The sequence below is a fragment of the Niallia sp. 03133 genome (assembly GCF_052663225.1).
This window is the reverse complement of sequence record NZ_JBQTCY010000011.1, coordinates 24,297-42,795: the sequence shown is the minus strand read 5'-3', so window position 1 is coordinate 42,795 and position 18,499 is coordinate 24,297. Positions and strand designations below refer to the sequence as shown.

Here is an 18,499-nt window from a genome sequence, read left to right as displayed (position 1 = left end):
GATATTGGCCGTGAATGCGCTGCCAGCATTGTTTATACGTTTTTAGGAGACTGCTTTTACTATCATTTTCTTTTACTCCCCTATGCTCTCATTGTATCTCTCTTCTTCGTATATAGTTTTATCACCATAAAACCAACAAAGATAAGTAATGTCGCAAGAAAGCCTCCTTCTAATCCAAAGGTGCCTCCGGTTAGAAAATCGCTTCCTTCTGTAACATCGACCTCATATATTCCATGTGGTGTTGTTCCGCTTACAGGAAAACCAAACACATTTCCTTGGAAATAGTTCCATGTGATATGATAGCCGATGGACAGCCACAGACTTTTTGTAGCATCATACATATAAGCAAATAAAAATCCTACAAGCATAATATTAATAAGCCCAAAAATGCCTACATTTGGATTGGTGACATGCATGACACTAAATAAAATAGCGGAAACAACGTAAATCAGCCATTTAGGATTTCCTCTGTTTTCCATCGTTGACATAACATATCCTCGAAAAAATATCTCTTCAAAAAAACCAACTAAAATAAATACAAGCAGAAAAGAAACAGTATAGGAAGTAAAAGCAGGCTTTGTGATCGAATGAATTAATTTAATATTATTCGTTACAAGCAATACAACAAAAATGATGATAATAGATGCCATGCCAAGCAACAATCCTGCTCCTAAATCTTTATTCCATCTATTGAAACCAAGTTCCTTTATCTTCTTTTTATTAACAAAACGCCATAAAATGAAAGTAATGATTATACTCCCTGCTGCTCCACCGCCTTGTGCTATTAACGAGAGCCATGGATGAACATCTAATAAAGCCATAATATCCGCCGTATTCTGAACATCCAGATTGTTTGGAGCTTCCATTATAAAGGCTAGAATATAGCCAGGAATGGAACAAATAGACTGAACAAAAACCATTGCAGCAATTGCTAATAAAATAATCCAACCGGATCTGACTCCGCCTTCGCTATTTTCAAACATACTTCTCCCCCTGTTGCCTAAAGCATTTATTTGTCTACTACAAACTAATTCCACTTAGTTGAATGATAAGAAGATATCCCTTTATCCCACACTTAACGGGCAGTAAAACCCCCACCTCGGGGATGCTGAGGAATCGAGGAAGCTAGGTGTTGAAACTCGCCCGTAAAGATCCGATAAATTCAACTAACCATCAGTGGGGGAGGAACAAAACCCCGGAAGGTTCACTTTATAGTATAAATGATTCTAAATAGTAAAAACAGGTCGATTTAGGAGGAATAAGGAAAATGATACAATGTCAGCGATTGACAAAAACCCTGAAATCAATTGTCAACATCTTCAATAATCCGATCCTTCAAAAGCTTGTTTTAAAACATGCAAATCAATTTTTTTCTTCATTTGAAGCAACGCTTTCATGGCCCTTTCGGATTTTTCAGGATTAGGATTACTTATCATGCTGGTTAGTTCATCCGGAATGATTTGCCATGATACGCCGTACTTATCTTTCAGCCATCCACATGCTTGCGCTTTTTCATCGCCTCCCTCTGAAAGATTTTCCCAATAATAATCAATTTCCTCCTGTGATTCACAATGAACAATAAAGGATATGGCTTCAGTAAATTTGAACTGTGGACCACCATTTAACGCAACAAATTTTCGTCCCTCCAATTGGAATTCGACTGTCATCGCCGTCCCTTCAGACATCCTTCGGACATCATGCCTTTCCTTGCCGTATCGAGTAATTCTTCCGATCGATGAATGGTTAAAGATTGAAACATAAAATGCAGCCGCCTCTTCGGCTTGCGTATCGAACCATAAATTCGTTGTGATTTTCTGTATCTTATTCATATTGCCCTCCATTCTTTTTTGTCTATGTGCCATTTTGCTATAGTCTTCCTTCTATTTCATTTATTTCTATCTGCTGTATAAATACTCCTTCCAATTTTAACAGTTGTGTTTGGTCTTAGCAGGTGAACTAACTTATCTATTTATCCCTCGGAATTCTCGCAGAATGACAAACACGTTACCGATCCCGGTTCACCATATAATTCAATAAATGCTTCAAAAAAGGGCTATTCTGCTGCACTTCTTGCAACACTTCCATTGCTTGACAATAATGTTCCCACATCGCTTTTTCTGCACCCGAAGAACCTAGTATCGACACAAAAGTGGAATGATTGTTTTCAGCGTCTTTTCCAATTGTTTTTCCGAGCAAGGTCAGATCCCCTTCTACATCTAGCAAGTCATCCTTAATTTGAAATGCAATGCCGGAATGATAGGCAAATTTTTTAAAAGCTTGCATTTCTAAATCGCTTGCATTTGCGAGCATGGCAGGCATGATGAGGGAAGCTTCGAATCCTATTCCCGTTTTATAAAAGCACAGTGTATTCAGCTGTTCCAATGTCAATTGCTTTCCTCTGAAATCCAAGTCCATCGCCTGCCCCCTGCACATCTCCCCTGTCATTCGTGCTGAATATTGAATCAATTGAAGCACCGTTTTGGAATCGAACGCATCGAGTGCTGCTTGCTCCTCAACAGCCTTCTGGGTTAAAAAGAGACCCGTTAATTCTGCTATGGCAATGTTATAGACTTCATGAATGGTCGGACGACCTCGGCGGATAGATGCATTATCCTGTGATGGCAGATCATCAAAGATTAAGGATGCCGTATGCATATACTCTAGTGATTTCAAAAGCGGCATAAGTGCTGAGCTTCTTAATCCATATTCCTTTACCCCCATGAACCAAGCCACTATTGACCTCAACCGTTTTCCATCGCCTTCTAGACTGTATTTTGCAGCTTCCAGTATGGACTCTTTCATCACAGAAGCATCATCCATTTTAGGAATAGGCAAGATACAGTTAATTTGATTGCGGACGTTCTCTATCGTATCTAAAAATTCTTCCTGTTCCTTTCTTTCGTTTTTTAAAGTGGAAAGTATATGATCCCGAAGCAGTTTATCAAAGAAATCGACATCATCTGCTTTCCGAACCATTTGTTGAATCATGCGATTAAATGCTGGATCTCCACAAGCAAACAGCTCCATCACTTCATTGTATTTTTTCGTTCCCACTTTCTCTTTAAATCGTTTTAGACCGTTTATTGCACGATCTAAAATTACTTCACATACTTTGGAATCCGACTGATAGACTTGATGGATCAAATGAAAGATGACTGTCCAGTATAATTCAAGAGGATTGATTAAATCCGAGCGCTTATCATGATAATTCATATAATACGTATAGGGTGTAACCGCACCTTTCTTTATGTCATCGAACATATCGGCAAAATCATCTGCCAGCTGGTTGTATATGCCATAATAGAATGTTCGGCTGTCAAAGCCCTCATCCTCAGGTGCACTGATTAAAGAGCGGACAATCAAACGGGAAGAAGAGGATTTTAAAATAATCGGTATGTAAAGCTCTTCATTCGTGTAGCCTCCATTCGATAAATCCTTGACCCGGTCCACTTCCTGGGAGTGAAAAAATACATATGATCGCTCAAAAAAGGATTGCAGCGTATCTGAACCCTGGTGTGCCTTCATGTAACTAAATGCCTCTCCGAGTTCCGAATGAATATATCGAATTAACGTCTCATTCTTTCCAGTCCACTCTCCCAATTCAGGGACAGATCCTGTGATAAGCGTAGTACGGATCAAATCGGAATATTGCTTTTCCTCTTTAGCAGATAAAACGTTGGCATCCAAAAGATCGTCAATAAAGGGATAGGTCAGGCCGTAGTAAAACCCTAGCTTAATGGCTTTCTCCAATTTTTTTGTACGTTCTTCAGTCGTTATTCCATCAGCCATTTCTTCTATTTCGTGCATCACTACCCCAGCCATAATTTTGAGAATCTTCCGCTGGGCTTGCTCACCATCCATCCTCTTTGGAAAATTAGCAGAAACCAACTTTAGTTTATTTATCACCCAGATCATGGCAGATTCCACTCCATCCTTCTGGGCCATTCGGTACATGCCGACTATGCTAAAAGTCTCTGTTTGCTCTCCTTTATCTTTTTGCATCAAGTGATCCTTTAAACTGGCAACTACACGCTGAATCTTCATCTGTGTATCTTGCGAGTCCAAAGTTTTCCCCAAATCCCGCATAAAAATATAGGAGATGCTTCGATCCAAGTAACTATCTAGTTTGCCAGTGTAATCCAGCCATTGAATATATTGATGATACCCTTTACCATCAGGCTTTTCCTTTCCTCTGAAAAAAAAGGAGAAGAGGGAATAATGATGAATATGTTGCTGTTTCCATGATTGAAAATCTTTTATTAGGATAGAGACATAAGACTTTTGTGTTACCTGTTCATAAAGTGATTGAAAATATTGAGCGGCCTTCTGCTCAGCCAGTCGATAGCATGCATCCGCATTTTTTATTAACTCCTCATTCATATAAGTACATACCTCTATTTCTTCTCTATTAATCCAAATTTTCGACAAACACAAGATTTCTTCTTTATTCACATTACTCAGGTGATTATTACTAGGTAAAGTTTTTGCAATAATATTTTGTCTGTGTTCTGAATTAAAACTAATACTTTCATCCAAGCATTTTTTTCAGCCTTTATTAAATATAATCAAAAGATTGTTTCTTTATAACCAGAAAGCATGTCATGATTTTTATCGTTTATGTTACTGAAAAAAGCGATACTTATTAAAAATATTCTATCACCTGTTTCTTTATTTTACCTTTATTTTTCACTACACTTTATCGAATAAATCACATCCATTTTCAGCAAAATAAAAAAGCTTTTTTATTTGCTCAATCCCCTTCAATAATAGGCTTTGAGCCCATCTACAAATTTCAAAAATTTGATTCTTCTTTTTTCTCCTGTTACACTTATTATTAGACAAAGAGAAGTTTTCGTAAATTTTTTCAATCTTTGCACTTATTAATTTATAGGGGTTTTTATTATTGGCGAAAAACAAATTATTGATTGGGGGGCTGTTTTTTCAAAATAATTAATTACACGGAGGTCATTCATTTGTCGGAGAATGTAGACAAACAACGCACAAAATCAGAAATTATTATCAGGTCCATCTTGGCTCTGATCGGAGTTGCAATTCTTGCAATCGGTGCTACATTTTGTAAAGTAGGAAATGTAGGATTAGATCCTTTTACTGCTTTAAATATAGGTATTTCAAAAATAATCGGTCTTAGTTTGGGAAGCTCTCAGCTCGGTGCAAATGTGATTATTATTGTAGTTGTATTATTATTAGATCGAAAAAGGATCGGAATCGGTACCATCATTAATATGGTTTGTGCTGGATTTATGATCGATTGGTTTTCCAATCTTTATACTTTTTTATTTGATTATCAGCCAACGCTGCTTACTAAAATAGTGAATGGCATTCTCGGTTTGCTCTTCTTTACACTTGGTACTTCTATCTACATGACGGCGAAGGTTGGCGTTGCCCCTTATGATGCACTTGCCCCTATTGCATCGAAAAGACTTCATATCAAATATAAATTTTGCCGTATGGTACAGGATATAGGATTTATGGTTGGTGCATTAATTGCCGGGGGACCTATTGGCCCAGCTACCATTATCATCTCCTTTTTCGCAGGACCATTAATTACTTTTTGGGATAATAAATTCAGCAAAAATCTTGTGGAGACATTTGTTGAATTCGGAAAACACCCTTCTGGTAAAAGCATTGGACAAGGTATTGATACTGCTGGAAAATACACGTACAACCTAGTGAAATACAGCTATAATCAAACCGTTATTACTCAAGAAAAACTTTCCGATTATTCTGACGAACAATTGGAACAACAAGTAAAACAAACACGTCGAACATTAAATCATATGAAAACTGCATTTAAACACACTGTTACTCAATACGGGATGCTGAAAAAAGAGGAACGGAAAAGAGAAAGAGAAGCAAAAGAACAGTTGAGCAGCACTGAAAATTCTGCAGCCCCTGATGAAAGAACATCAAAACAAAATTCCGATCCAACACATCAATAGCAATTCGTATTTTAGAAAGGAAAAATAACGAAGATAGTAATCTTTTCAATTGTTTTTCGTTTCTGTAATGATGAAAAGTAAGGAGAGTAACAATCCCCTCTAAAGAAAACTTGGCTCATAACAGACCTTTGAATAGATAAAGATCTGTTATGCTTCCTAGCTGTTTCGCCAATAGAAGGAACTCAGAAGATTATACGTGTAAATTTATCCTGGCATACCTTCACCTTTAAGCTTGTCAGGATAAAAAAATTTATGTTTCATTTGTCATAGGAAGGGAATAGTAAAAATACTAACTATATTTATTTAAATCAATTTTTAAAACGAAGGAGTCTTTTTAACTTTATGAAAGCATTGGTTTTAACTGGAACAGAACAAATGGAAATTCAAGAAATTTCTGAACAACCATTAAAAGAAAATGAAATAAAAATAAAAATGAAATACGCCGGCATTTGCGGCACAGATAAACATTTATTTAAAGGGCAACCTGGATCAGCACAAGCTAATCCCCCTGTTATTTTAGGCCATGAAAATTCCGGAGTAATCAGCGAGTTGGGTCCAAATGTTAAAAGCGGTCTTCAAGTTGGCGACCGTGTCACAATTGATCCAAATATTCCATGCGGTTTTTGCAGTTATTGCCATGATAATAAGCCGCAGCTATGCGAAAATATGGAAGCTGTTGGCGTAACCCGTGATGGCGGCATGGCTGAATATGTTTATGCTCCTGAAACAAATGTGTATAAGATCCCAGATAGCGTGAGTTTTAAAGCAGCAGCCATGGCGGAGCCTGTCAGCTGTATGATCCATGCACTAAAACATGTGGATATTAAAACACACCATACCGTTTTAGTAGTCGGTGATGGTTTTTTAGGACAATTATTTATTCAATTTCTTGCGAATCGCGGTGTGAAAAAAGTGGATGTCAGCAACCGCAATTCCAAAAAAATTGAGCAGTTAAAGAAACTCGGCGCTTCAAACGTCGTTCATCACGACGAAGTAACCGATAAATATGATATCGTCATCGAATGTGTCGGTGTGACGAAAACGCAAGAACGAGCAGTCTCTTCTGCACGCCGAGGTGGACAAGTATTAATGTTTGGTGTCGCAAACCCAGATGACGTGATTCAAATTAGTGCGTACGATGTATTCTTTAATGAACTTACCATCAAAGGTGCATTCATTAACCCACATTCCATGAACGAAGCTATTCAAGTTTTATCAGATAAATCGCTATTGGATGTCGAGCCACTTCTTTCACATGAATTTACATTAGAAGAAGTACCAGACTTCTTGGCTGGCAACATCAATGAAAAAATTACAAAAGCAGTAATTAATTTAGAGGCATAACTCGAAGAGGCAGATCCTCAAAAAAGACATTTGTCTTTTGTTGGGTCTGCCTTTTTTCTTATATTAGGATGTTAAAACACTCCTTTCGATTAAAATTCTTCGTATATTGCTGGATCTTGATCAAATGTCCGACCATTCGGGTGATTTAGCTTCGCAATGGCCTGCATCTCTTCATCAGATAAGGTGAAATCAAATATGGACAGATTCTCAAGCTGACGCCCTGGCGAAGAAGCTTTAGGCAGCGGCACAGCACCAAGCTGAATATGCCATCGAAGAATAATTTGAGCGATCGACTTTTGGTGTGTATCCGCAATGTTCTGAATGTCCTTATCCTGCAGCAATTTATTTGCTCGTCCAAGCGGACTCCAAGATTCAGTTACAATCCCATGCTCTTTATCCCACGTTCTTTGTTTTTCCTGAGAAAAATAGGGATGAAGTTCAATTTGATTCAAACTTGGGGTAACGCCGGTTTCTTGAATCAATCGTTCCAGGTGTTCCGGTAAAAAGTTGCAGACGCCGACAGAACGGATAAGCCCCCATTTTTTCGCATCAATCAACGCCCTCCAAGCCTCCACATACAGATTCTTGCTTGGATTTGGCCAATGAATAAGATACAGGTCGTAATAGTCCAACCCTGCCCGCAAAAGAGATTCCTGAATAGTAGTTATTGCTTCATCATAGGAGTGGTGCCGTCCAGGTAACTTCGATGTAACTCGCAGCTGTTCACGTGGGACTGTGCTGCGTCGAATTGCCTCACCAAGGGCTCCCTCGTTTTCATAGTTAAAGGCCGAATCAAGCAAACGGTACCCTGCATCGATGGCGTTTACTATTGTGTTAGCACCCGCCGCACCATTCAATTTGTACGTACCAAATCCAATTGCCGGAAGTGTTAAACCATCATTAAGCGTAATTTCTGGAATTGCATTTACCACAATATCTCCCCTTTCCTAACATTTCCAGTTTAGCACTCCATATTTGTCGTGTCTAACAAACCGCAACAAGGTATAAGTGCCTTCCCCCTGCGTTCATTCACTAGGTGTTTCAGGTTCTGTGAAACAAAAAAACGTACAGCTTCTTCCTGCTGTACGCGCCTGTTAACTAGCGAATGCGTGATTGCCTATTGTTTTAATCACTTTACGAGAAAAAATCCAATCGCTTGTTGCTGTTTCGGGGTTATAAAAGTAGAGGAGATCATCATCATTTTCTTGCTCCTTCAAAGCTTCTTGAACCGCTTTATGCGATTCATCATCAGCAGATTCATGAATCGAACCATTTAGAACCGGTTCGAATGCATTCTTTTCATAAATAACCTCTGGTACCGTATCAGGAAATTGTTTGTGTTCGACACGATTCAACACAACTTCTGCCACTGCTACTTTCCCTTCAAATGGCTCCCCTTTTGCTTCAGCATGAACAAGACGAGCGAGTAAATTTTCATCCTCATTTGAGATTTTCAGAGAATTGTCCTGCTGCTTATTAGAGAGCTCTAGTGATGTATCCTGGTTTTCGGATAAGACCATTGGAGATTGTACTCTTTCTACCTTATGGAAAAAATGTAGGTTGGTGAATTTAGTATTTGTCTGGTAGACGCCGAATTTTTTTGCAAATAATTTTAGTGTATCAACACTATAAATTGAATTTATCGATTCAGCATTGGTATGAGTGATAGGAAAAAAAGTATATGAACTAATTACAAGTGTAATGGCCATGGTAAATATAAATATTGTTTTCATTTGTAAACCTCCTGCTTTTTTTGTTTCCTAACAGGCCCATATACAAGGCTAACAGGTTTACAAGTATATCTCATTATATAATTATTGGCAGAATTACCATAAAGGGTCTAATTACCCATTAGGGTAAAATTCCATTTCAATAAGAAAAGCGCAAGCGCCCTTGCTCATCGACAGAATAAGCTGAGGTCCACAGGATGTGGATTACACAAACGAAGACATAAGGACGTGGCGGTTTTAGTTTGTGTTCCTTGAAGAGATAAAGGAAACAAGAAGAACGTATTGATTCGATGTTGACTACGCAAGCGAGGTGAGGGAAGCGTTGAAGTCAATAGGGTGCTTGCGCTAGACACTTGTCAGACTTCAGAAAACTTATACTTATCTAATAAAAAAACTTGTTGAAAATAGTATTTTTTTAGGAGGTTATCTTGCAACGTGGTTATAGAAGCCGCTTTTTAAAGCAAAAGGGGAATTTTATTGTCTTCTTAATTGTTCTAATTCTGTCTCGATTTTATACACTCTTTTATTTAACGCTTCTGTTTTATTATCTACATAGTCAACTATTTTGTCCGTATATAATCCTAAACTATCGACTAGGTTTTTCTGCATTTTTTCTAAACCAGCTTCCAATCTATTTTGTCCTTGCTTTAATTCACTTATATCTAAGCCCATTTCTTTCATTTCTGCATTCATTTCTGCATTCAGTTCTTTTAATTCATTTACATCTGATTTCATTTCTTTTAATTCATTTAAATCCGATTTCATTTCTTTTAATTCATTTACATCTGATCTCATCTCTTTTAATTCATTTACATCTGATCTCATCTCTTTTAATTCATTTACATCTGATTTCATTTCTTTTAATTCATTTAAATCCGATTTCATGAATCTTAATTCCGTTAAAATTAGCTTTAACATTTCTTCCATTTTCCCTTTCCTCCCTTCTATCACTATTCTTTGATTTAGGCTCTTTTCGTATAGATTGTTGTTATTTAACCCACAACCTGAATACACTTCGCTTTCCGCGGGGCTACGCCTGAGCCGCTTCGTCGTTTCACTCCTGCTTTCTTCTCGCCTGTCTCGCTAATCTAAGCAGGAGTCTACGTGTATTCAGGCTGCTCAGTAATTCTAAAGGGTCTTTCAACTTATTAAAAAGCAACAAACTTTTAGAAAACAGCCTTGGTTTATTATACCATCTACTATTATTAATGGTATATAAAGAATAAAGTGTTATTCAAAATTAGTGCCTGCCCTCCGTTTCTTAAAGGAAGGGGAGACACTCTTATTAATAGTGAAAAAAGGGAAACATATAGGATAAAGCCATCGAAATTGTCTGTGTGATCATCATGCAAAAATGTGCTGTCTCTTCATCATGTATTAGAGGAACCTTCTTTATTATCGCTCACAGTTTTTTTACCATCGCCATGTTTTACACCTTTGCTTTTATATGGTTTGGCGCTCTTTGCTTTTTTAGCACTAGCTTGCCAACGATTCCAGCCTTTTTTCCCAGTTCCTCTTCCTGTTCCGCTCTTGCCTTTTGCCTTACTCATTAAATCAACTCCATCATCTGTACAAAATTATCTATTTTGATTTATTCATTCTGCCATTTTAACTTGAATTAAAACCAAACATACTACAATATAACATACAAAGCTTAAAAATAGTAAAATGAATAATAGTCGTAATACAATAGAATGACTAGGTTAAGAATCAAAGGTATATCTAAAATGAATTTCCAGGATTGACTTTATCTACCCACAATTTATTCGAAGAAAATTAATTCGTTTATTCATTGTCTCTTTTCTTATAATAACTTACTAGTTCATTTCAATTCATAAAGTGAACCTTCCATCAGTGGGGGTTTTGTTCATCTCCCACTGATAGAAAGGTTCACTTTATCTCATCCTTATTCATTTATTTTCTTCTTATCTTTGCTTAATACCGCCACCTCATAAGGGTCAGTTCGCAAATCCTTAGTTAAGTCATCTGTTCGTATAAAGGTATCAATTAAATCTATTATGTGTTACCAAAATCATCATAATTTCTAGAGTTCACTCTAGGTCAAGAAGAGCTAATGAGAAAAAATTTTTATATTTGTTGCTGTACTTTGTAATACTGGATAGGCAACACATAATCGTATGCAACTATTAAACTCTCTCTGGTTGAATTTCAGTATGCAGAGCGTCAAAAAATGAAAGTATATGTTTGTAGCTTGTACCAAAATCACCCAATCTTCCTTCTTTTGAACAGTACACATCCATTGCAGTTTGAATAACTGAAATCTTATAAATAGTCACAACCATTATACTAGTAAAACCTTGTTTTTTTTCTATTATTATTTCACCGCGCTCTGCATCTATTTTCGTTATTTTCCAATTAGGCAGCTTTTGATTGACTATTTGCTTTACATATTCTATCATTTTTTCCCGATTTTTATTGTAATAGCGCGTCTTTAATTCAGGGGATGTCGCTTGTTCACTAGTTTCCTCATAACTTTTCCATATGCCAACAAATAATCTTGCTAAAGACAATTCATTTTCCTCCTCTTGATGCTTATTTAAACACTGACTATAAATGTAAGGGTTTACTTTTTTTTATAAATCTATTATAACCTTAAAACTATAAGATTGTTACCAGGTTTTTTGTTTCCTTGCTAAAACATTATTAACTAATTACATAAGCAGCCTTTTGTATCAATTCGTGCAATTAACTCTTCATTTCTAAAGTGCAGGTTTTGATTGTCTTCTAACTTATAAACAGGAAAATAATTTTGCTTAGACTCCCATAAATCAAAAGCCTTCTTTCGAATAGGATCATTATAATGCGGACATAATGAGCCATTTAAGATACCCAAACCGTTAAATTCTTCATATGTATCATCATCTCGTTCACTATAACATTTCTCAAACCAACACATTGCGCCTGCACTTATTCCCGCCAGTATGATGCCGTTGTTGTAAGCTTTTTTTATAACACTGTCAAAATTAGTTTCTTTCCATTTATTCAGCATAAATTGGGTGTTTCCCCCTCCAACATACAAAATATGTTGAGTATTAATTATGTCTTGTATGCTAGGATTCATCATATCTTTTATTGTGATATGAGATGTATTAAATGTAGAAAAAGATTGATAAAACTTATGAATATATCCATCTGCATCATTACTTGCAGTGGAAATAAAACAAATATTTACGAAAGAACAATCACTAACCTGCTTTATTATATATTCATCAATATAAGCATTGACTTCTTCAGAAAATCCCCCACCTGAAATAGCAATTATATTTCTAATTATTTTCAACCCCCTTTCTATTCTACCTTTCAATTACATAATAAGCAGTTTATTTGTATCGACGTATGTACCTTTTCTATATCTTAACGCTAGCCTTTATATTGTTTAGCGCAAGAATAGTGTTAAAAAGTAAACGATCCCTATAGCTACTATACAAACTTCAACTGTATGTTTTCTCTCCATTTTTTTCTCATTAATTTTTCTTCTGTATTCTGCTTGAATTCTTTCTCTGATTTTATTTTTCATTTTTCAACTCCCTAAAAAACAATGTTTACAACTATTCTAAAATGAAATATATCAATATTTAAAATAAACAGAATAATAAAAGCATATATCTAGGGTGGTTTATTTCACTCTGGCAGTAAGACCCCACCTCAAGTGAGCTGAGAAATCGAGGAAGGCAGGTGGGGGGTAACTGCCCGTAAAGATCCGATAGAGGTACACAAACTAAGGTCTCCACATCCTGTGGACCTCAACTAACTATTAGTGGGGGATGAAGAACCCCCCAGTGATGCGAGACCACTGAAAAAGTGTTTTATTAGATAAATTATAGGTGAAACGCTTAATTTTTGTAGGGTAAAAATGGTATAGAGAGTTTGAAAATGAACTTCATGTTGGTTAGGAGAGGCGTCCGCACGACTCCTTCGGGATTTGCGAGACAGGCGAGACCCTGCAGGAGCGTAGCGACGAAGCGGCTCGGCGCTCGCCCCGAGGAAAGCGTGTGGTAAGCCTCGGAAAACCGAACGAAAACCTCTGCGTTGCTTGGATTGTCACTATCTATATTTTATAGCATTCACTTTTTCAGTGGCCTAAGTGATGCAAAGGTTCACTTTATTTATACTTCTAATTTTAATCCAAGTAATTCTCCTTTTATTTTATTGCAAATCCAAAGGAAAAAAAAGACATTTTTCTAATAGTGCCTTTACCAGCATATAAAGACTTGTCAAAACAGTTGTACCCTAGAATAAAAGACTTAATTCCCATTTGAATTCAAGTGACATACAGCAACTAAATCAAAATTATCATCCTTTTAAACACCTTCTCTTTCAACTATAAGTTTTACCTCAAGATCAATATCCTCTTGGTCTCATATACTGCCTTATGAATATATTCTTTAAAAAGAAAAGGAGTTATAAATATGAATTATTTTCAAAACAAACAATCTATCTCATCTCAGCAATTATTTATAAACCATAACCAAACAAAATTTTCAAATCCTTATAAATATCAAGTTCGGCTTATAACCCCTTATGTTCCAATTGGCAAATTGCAAACAAATACTCGAGGTCCACTTTCAAAGGATAAGTTTTATGCCCCTCTCCATAACTTTTATCCTTCCTATCCTCTCCTCCTATATCCTATATACAATAATAATCATTCAAATTGGGAAATGCTCAGGGTACTGGACGTACCACAAGCAGCTATTTTTAGAACAGTTTCAAAAAGCGCTTTAAATAATAGAATGGTCGGAGGGTTTCCTACCTTCAATTGGAGAAGATTGAATGACTATGAAGTGGTGTTTATCAATCCTGGGTATGGAGAAAAAGCTGCTGTAAGAAATTTAGATCCTTCTCCAGCCGATTTTACCGTGCATATCCAAAATGTAGATCGCGCTTTACGAAATGATCCAAGATATTTGGGTGGATTTCCAGATTTTCATTTATCAACGGATAAGAAACTTTTTGGAGCAATCGGACTATTTAAAAACGCAGGAGTTAGAAGATGGGTAGTAGCATCCGATTTAGGCTATGTCGAATCAGACTCCAATGAAGACCGAATAAAAAAAGCACAGAATTATGCAGTACGCCAAGGATTTGCTGGAGGGTTTCCAAGCTTTGAACATCATAATCAATATTTCGAATTAATATTACTGTACAAAAATGCAGCTTCCGCTTGGTATGTTCGTATGAATACCATTGTGAGATAACATGGTTATGTTGTTACAGGTCGAAAAGGAAAAAACTACTACCAATCTTCGTTCAAGCTTTATTGTTTTATTTCTACGTTAGAAGAAACTTTGCTTTCTTCTACTATTTTTTCCTTAATACATGTTCTCGATTCTTTTTCGTGCTGGAGTTATTTGAAGTATTTTAGAAGTTTGAATAGGCTATTACTTCATATAATATGACTGAACTATTCCTGAATTTTAACATTATTGTAAGAATACAAAATGTCAGGCTGATCGAAAACGTTTGTCTATCAAGGAACGACCCTTTTTGAGGAGCGGATTTACCGTTTTTGGGTAATGAGCACCGCAAAAATTGGGGAGTGACGAAGAGAGCAAACGTTTTTCAACTGCCTGAGGATATAGACTACAGTCCATATCCTTTTTTTCAAACCTATCTCTATTTTTTCTCAATTACTCCGTCCTGCGTTGGAGGATAAGCGACTTTATCGAATTTGTAGATAAATACTTTTGCATTCGTATTATCTCCTATATCATCAAAGCTTACTTTTGTAACGATTCCATCATAGTCTTTTACTGCACGAACTGCTTCTGTCACTTGTTCACGGGAAGGAAGTTTTCCATCATTTGCATCGATTGCAGCTGATAATCCTTTTAATAAAACCCCTGTACTATCATATCCATAGGCGGAATAAGATTCGGTGTTTTTATTGAATTTTGCTTTATAATCATCGGTAAACTTTTTACCAGCATCTGTTTTCGTAGCGTCCCCAGCTACAGATGTAATAAACACATTTTTAACCGATTCTCCAGCAATGTCTACTAGAGAAGAGGAATCTAAACCATCGCCGCCCATGATTGGAATATCTAGTCCTTTATCTCGTGCTTGTTTGATGATTATTCCACCTTCAGCATATAGACCACCAAAGTAGATTAAATCTGGTTTTTTAGAGCTGGCTTGGTTTAATACACCATTAAAGTCTTTTTCACCTACAGTAATTCCTTCATAACCGAGGATTTCTGCTCCAAGCTTTTCGGCTGCTTTTCTAAAGGCATCGGCAAGACCGGAACCATACGTTGTTTTATCTTGAATAATAAAGATTTTTTTTGCTTTCAAAGTATTTACCGCATAATTAGCTCCAGCAGGTCCTTGAAAATCATCCCTTGCAACAATTCGATTTACTGTTTTTAATCCTCGATCCGTAATATCTGTAGCAGTATTTGCTGGTGATACCATTGAAATACCGTATTTTTCGTAAATTTCAGATGAAGGAATCGCAACACCGGAATTCAAATGACCAATAACTCCTATAATATCTTTATCTGCTCCAATTAACTGCGCATTGGCAACCCCTTTCTTCGGGTCTCCTTGATCATCATAAGGAACCAGTTGTAAATCAAAGCCTTTCTCTTCAAATGCTTTCTTTTGATCCTCGATTGCTAATTGAGCTCCCAATTTAATCGCCTCGCCTTGAGTTGCACTACCGCCTGAAAGAGGTGATTGGGTGGCAATTTTTATCACCGTTTTTTTACTATCTGATTCTGATGAAGTATCCTTTGTAGAGGAACAACCGCTAATAATACCAACAGCCAGTGTTGCTGTCATAAATAATGATACTGCCTTCATGGATAACATATGTAGCCCCCTTATTTTTTTACTAACTTAATAAAGTTGAAACAATCAGAAAAATGACAATATACGCCTCCAATAACTTTTTTTTACAAGATAAAAGCTTGCAATTTTATCTTACTTAAAGAAGTTAGGAAAAAGCAATATAAATTTCGCACAAAAATGAATATTCAGATAATTTTATTTCTATTAGATTATTTTTTAAATAACGATTAAGATCAAAACATAGTATTAAAAAGGATGATTCCTGAAAAACATAGAAATCATCCTTTTTCCTTGTTTTTACTTTTGCTTTTTAGATGACATAAAAGCTTCAAAATCCTCCACACTTAAAGGTCTGCTGAAAAAGTATCCTTGAAGTTCATCGCATTCCACTTCTTCTAGAAAAGATTTTTGTATTTCATCCTCAACCCCCTCTGCAATAACCTTGCAGTTCAATGCTTTGGCCATCATGACAATTAATCGAACGATTGCCGCGTCTTTTTCACTCTTTTCTAACGAACTGATAAAGGAACGATCTATCTTCAGTCGATCAACTGGAAATTTACTTAAATAATGCAGGGATGAATACCCTGTGCCAAAATCATCTAACGCTATTTTAAATCCCATTTGTTTTAACAGGGAGATTTTAGCCAAGTTATTCTCCATTTGCCCCATCGCTATACTTTCTGTAATTTCCAATTCTATATTATTGGGATTTACCCCAGTTTCTTTCATGATTTCTGATACCATTTGAATAAAATTATCTTGTTGAAATTGTAGAGAAGATATATTTACGGCAACTCTTATTTTAGAGAATCCCTTCTTCTGCCACGCAACAGATTGCTTACAGGCCTCCCATAAAACTCTTTCTCCTATGGGCAAAATCAATCCCGTTTCCTCAGCTATTGGAATAAAATCGGATGGTAGAACCATTACATTTCCGGATTTTTTCCAACGCAGTAATGCTTCTACTCCTACAATTTCATTCGTATGAAGGGAGATCTGCGGCTGATAGTGTAATATAAACTCATTATATTCGAGACCCTTTCGTAAGGAACTTTCTACCTCCATGATAGATTTCATCCTCATGGAGCAATGATAAATCATATAATGATTTTTCCCATTTTCTTTTACCTTGTACATGGCAGTATCTGCTTTCATTAATAGCGAATCCAAATCTCTGCCATGGTCAGGAAATATAGATACTCCTATACTCGGGGTGATATGAAGTTCAACCCCCTTTATATGGTAAGTTTTTCTTAAGCTAGTTAAAATAGTTAATGCTTTTTTTTCGATTTCCTGCACCTCTGCATCTTCCATTAACAGGGCATACTCATCTCCACCTATGCGGCAAACGACTTCATGCGGATTTAAATCGTTAATAAGTCGTTTCCCTACTTCTTTTAGTAGTAAATCACCATAGGAATGTCCAAGACTATCATTAATATGTTTAAAACGATCCATGTCAAGAAGCATAAAGGCAATTTTCTTATCACGAGCATTGGTATTGTTAATCGCCTGCGAGAGTCTTTTTTCCATATATCTTCGATTAGGCAAACCTGTTACCACATCATGATAAGCTAAGTACTCCATGTTGTTTACGGTTTCTACTAGTTTATCGGTTCTTTCTTTGACTTTCATTTCCAAATTTTCATTTAAATGATGCAAATCGGCAACTAATTTCCCATTTTCTATTAAAGTAAATATTTGTCTTAAAATTAATAATAGTATACTTATAAACAACCCCAATAACACAGGATGAGATTTGTATAACATCGAGATAACATACATAGAAAAAAGCAATACACCCAAATAGGGGATACTTTGTTTAATAAGGGGATTTTCTTTTTGTTTATTACCATTTGTTTTAAAATCTTTCGCTGGCTGTCCATCATGATAAATCCCTGACAACCCAATCAATAATATCGAGAGAATCCAAAAAGGCTCGTTTATACTTCCTACCGAGTATGTATTCATTACTGTTAGATAGTTAAAAATAGTATCTGCGATAATCTGGATGAATAGTCCAGACACAAGCAAATAATTAGTCTTATTGGACAAGATGCTATATGAAGTCATAATGATGCTTAAAACCCCTACAAGTTCCATTAGGTCAAATATTGGATAAAGCAACTCGATAATATTAAAAGTAATGTCCACATGTTGATTCAGCAATGGTTTTATTAAGAAGACCCAGCTAACCGTAGTTGCTGCAGACATAACTATTAACATGTCAAGGATAAACCTTATCGTTAATAAATAACTCCTCATTTCATTCATTAGTACAAGGAGTGCTATAAAATAAAAGCCATTTTGTGCTACCCAAAATTTCTCGGCAAGTCTAATCATACTATCGCCCAGGTGAAGAATAAATTCATTAAAACTCCAAATGATGGTTCCAATCAAGTAGCTAAAAATCCCTAACCCAAGAAATAACCAGAAGCATTTAGCAGAGCCTTTATGCTTCATAAATGTAGAAACGAGCCACCCAATGGATGCGCAGCAAGCAATGATTTGAAAGGTCACTCCACCCCAATCCAATAGTTCTTGTTTATTTCTAAATACTATATTCCAAAGGAAATTTGCAAGAATAAAAATGATGATAAAAGAATAGGCAAACCTCTTTGTTCTAACACTGTACATCTATTTCTCCAT

General features: G+C 36.2%; 15 protein-coding genes. 3 read left to right on the top strand and 12 right to left on the bottom strand.

Annotation, left to right across the window (positions count from 1 at the left end; translation table 11 throughout):
• Positions 1-80: 80 nt before the first annotated feature.
• The 3 genes from ACTYBU_RS15930 to ACTYBU_RS15920 all read right to left on the bottom strand — a co-directional run bounded on the left by ACTYBU_RS15930 (position 81) and on the right by ACTYBU_RS15920 (position 4,380).
• The gene (locus tag ACTYBU_RS15930; RefSeq protein WP_445491244.1) at positions 81-983 is read right to left on the bottom strand and encodes a lysostaphin resistance A-like protein; all 903 of its coding nucleotides are present in this window, start codon (positions 981-983) and stop codon (positions 81-83) included.
• A gap of 336 nt (positions 984-1,319) precedes the next feature.
• Entirely contained in the window at positions 1,320-1,829 is a 510-nt protein-coding gene (locus ACTYBU_RS15925) for a VOC family protein (RefSeq protein ID WP_445491242.1), read from the bottom strand.
• A 175-nt stretch (positions 1,830-2,004) separates the two neighbouring features.
• The gene (locus tag ACTYBU_RS15920) at positions 2,005-4,380 is read right to left on the bottom strand and encodes a polyprenyl synthetase family protein (protein WP_445491433.1); all 2,376 of its coding nucleotides are present in this window, start codon (positions 4,378-4,380) and stop codon (positions 2,005-2,007) included.
• A gap of 593 nt (positions 4,381-4,973) precedes the next feature.
• Here ACTYBU_RS15920 and ACTYBU_RS15915 point away from each other — a divergent pair.
• The gene (locus tag ACTYBU_RS15915; RefSeq protein ID WP_445491240.1) at positions 4,974-5,960 is read left to right on the top strand and encodes a YczE/YyaS/YitT family protein; all 987 of its coding nucleotides are present in this window, start codon (positions 4,974-4,976) and stop codon (positions 5,958-5,960) included.
• Between the two features lie 342 nt (positions 5,961-6,302).
• A complete protein-coding gene (locus ACTYBU_RS15910; RefSeq protein WP_445491239.1) occupies positions 6,303-7,304 on the top strand; it encodes a zinc-dependent alcohol dehydrogenase family protein in 1,002 nt (333 codons plus the stop codon).
• An 89-nt stretch (positions 7,305-7,393) separates the two neighbouring features.
• Here the strand turns inward: ACTYBU_RS15910 and ACTYBU_RS15905 are convergent, their stop codons facing one another.
• From ACTYBU_RS15905 to ACTYBU_RS15875, 7 genes are all read right to left on the bottom strand, one after another.
• Complete coding sequence (locus ACTYBU_RS15905; RefSeq protein ID WP_445491238.1) at positions 7,394-8,236, bottom strand: aldo/keto reductase; 843 nt, start codon at positions 8,234-8,236, stop codon at positions 7,394-7,396.
• A 162-nt stretch (positions 8,237-8,398) separates the two neighbouring features.
• Positions 8,399-9,037, bottom strand: a complete 639-nt coding sequence (locus ACTYBU_RS15900; RefSeq protein WP_445491237.1) for a cell wall hydrolase — start codon at positions 9,035-9,037, stop codon at positions 8,399-8,401.
• 471 nt (positions 9,038-9,508) lie between these two features.
• Entirely contained in the window at positions 9,509-9,961 is a 453-nt protein-coding gene (locus tag ACTYBU_RS15895) for a hypothetical protein (protein ID WP_445491235.1), read from the bottom strand.
• 443 nt (positions 9,962-10,404) lie between these two features.
• A complete protein-coding gene (locus ACTYBU_RS15890; protein ID WP_445491232.1) occupies positions 10,405-10,584 on the bottom strand; it encodes a DUF3934 family protein in 180 nt (59 codons plus the stop codon).
• 597 nt (positions 10,585-11,181) lie between these two features.
• Positions 11,182-11,565 (bottom strand): hypothetical protein, encoded by a 384-nt coding sequence (locus ACTYBU_RS15885; protein ID WP_445491231.1) that lies wholly within the window; start codon positions 11,563-11,565, stop codon positions 11,182-11,184.
• A 137-nt stretch (positions 11,566-11,702) separates the two neighbouring features.
• On the bottom strand, positions 11,703-12,335 hold the full coding sequence (locus ACTYBU_RS15880; RefSeq protein WP_445491230.1) for a Type 1 glutamine amidotransferase-like domain-containing protein: 633 nt from the start codon (positions 12,333-12,335) through the stop codon (positions 11,703-11,705).
• A 96-nt stretch (positions 12,336-12,431) separates the two neighbouring features.
• Positions 12,432-12,572 (bottom strand): hypothetical protein, encoded by a 141-nt coding sequence (locus ACTYBU_RS15875; protein ID WP_445491228.1) that lies wholly within the window; start codon positions 12,570-12,572, stop codon positions 12,432-12,434.
• Between the two features lie 892 nt (positions 12,573-13,464).
• Here ACTYBU_RS15875 and ACTYBU_RS15870 point away from each other — a divergent pair.
• Positions 13,465-14,253 carry a hypothetical protein gene (locus ACTYBU_RS15870; protein WP_445491226.1) on the top strand — a complete coding sequence of 263 codons (789 nt, stop codon included), beginning with the start codon at positions 13,465-13,467 and terminating at the stop codon, positions 14,251-14,253.
• A 418-nt stretch (positions 14,254-14,671) separates the two neighbouring features.
• Here ACTYBU_RS15870 and ACTYBU_RS15865 read toward each other — a convergent pair whose 3' ends face one another.
• Entirely contained in the window at positions 14,672-15,868 is a 1,197-nt protein-coding gene (locus tag ACTYBU_RS15865; RefSeq protein WP_445491224.1) for a branched-chain amino acid ABC transporter substrate-binding protein, read from the bottom strand.
• A gap of 276 nt (positions 15,869-16,144) precedes the next feature.
• Positions 16,145-18,487 carry a putative bifunctional diguanylate cyclase/phosphodiesterase gene (locus ACTYBU_RS15860; protein ID WP_445491222.1) on the bottom strand — a complete coding sequence of 781 codons (2,343 nt, stop codon included), beginning with the start codon at positions 18,485-18,487 and terminating at the stop codon, positions 16,145-16,147.
• Positions 18,488-18,499: the final 12 nt, after the last annotated feature.

Coding starts and splice junctions, on each gene's coding strand:
- ACTYBU_RS15930 (WP_445491244.1), bottom strand. CDS start 983: ATGTTTGAAAATAGCGAAGGCGGAGTCAGATCCGGTTGGATTATTTTA.
- ACTYBU_RS15925 (WP_445491242.1), bottom strand. CDS start 1,829: ATGAATAAGATACAGAAAATCACAACGAATTTATGGTTCGATACGCAA.
- ACTYBU_RS15865 (WP_445491224.1), bottom strand. CDS start 15,868: ATGTTATCCATGAAGGCAGTATCATTATTTATGACAGCAACACTGGCT.
- ACTYBU_RS15875 (WP_445491228.1), bottom strand. CDS start 12,572: ATGAAAAATAAAATCAGAGAAAGAATTCAAGCAGAATACAGAAGAAAA.
- ACTYBU_RS15900 (WP_445491237.1), bottom strand. CDS start 9,037: ATGAAAACAATATTTATATTTACCATGGCCATTACACTTGTAATTAGT.
- ACTYBU_RS15860 (WP_445491222.1), bottom strand. CDS start 18,487: ATGTACAGTGTTAGAACAAAGAGGTTTGCCTATTCTTTTATCATCATT.
- ACTYBU_RS15910 (WP_445491239.1), top strand. CDS start 6,303: ATGAAAGCATTGGTTTTAACTGGAACAGAACAAATGGAAATTCAAGAA.
- ACTYBU_RS15890 (WP_445491232.1), bottom strand. CDS start 10,584: ATGAGTAAGGCAAAAGGCAAGAGCGGAACAGGAAGAGGAACTGGGAAA.
- ACTYBU_RS15920 (WP_445491433.1), bottom strand. CDS start 4,380: ATGAATGAGGAGTTAATAAAAAATGCGGATGCATGCTATCGACTGGCT.
- ACTYBU_RS15870 (WP_445491226.1), top strand. CDS start 13,465: ATGAATTATTTTCAAAACAAACAATCTATCTCATCTCAGCAATTATTT.
- ACTYBU_RS15895 (WP_445491235.1), bottom strand. CDS start 9,961: ATGGAAGAAATGTTAAAGCTAATTTTAACGGAATTAAGATTCATGAAA.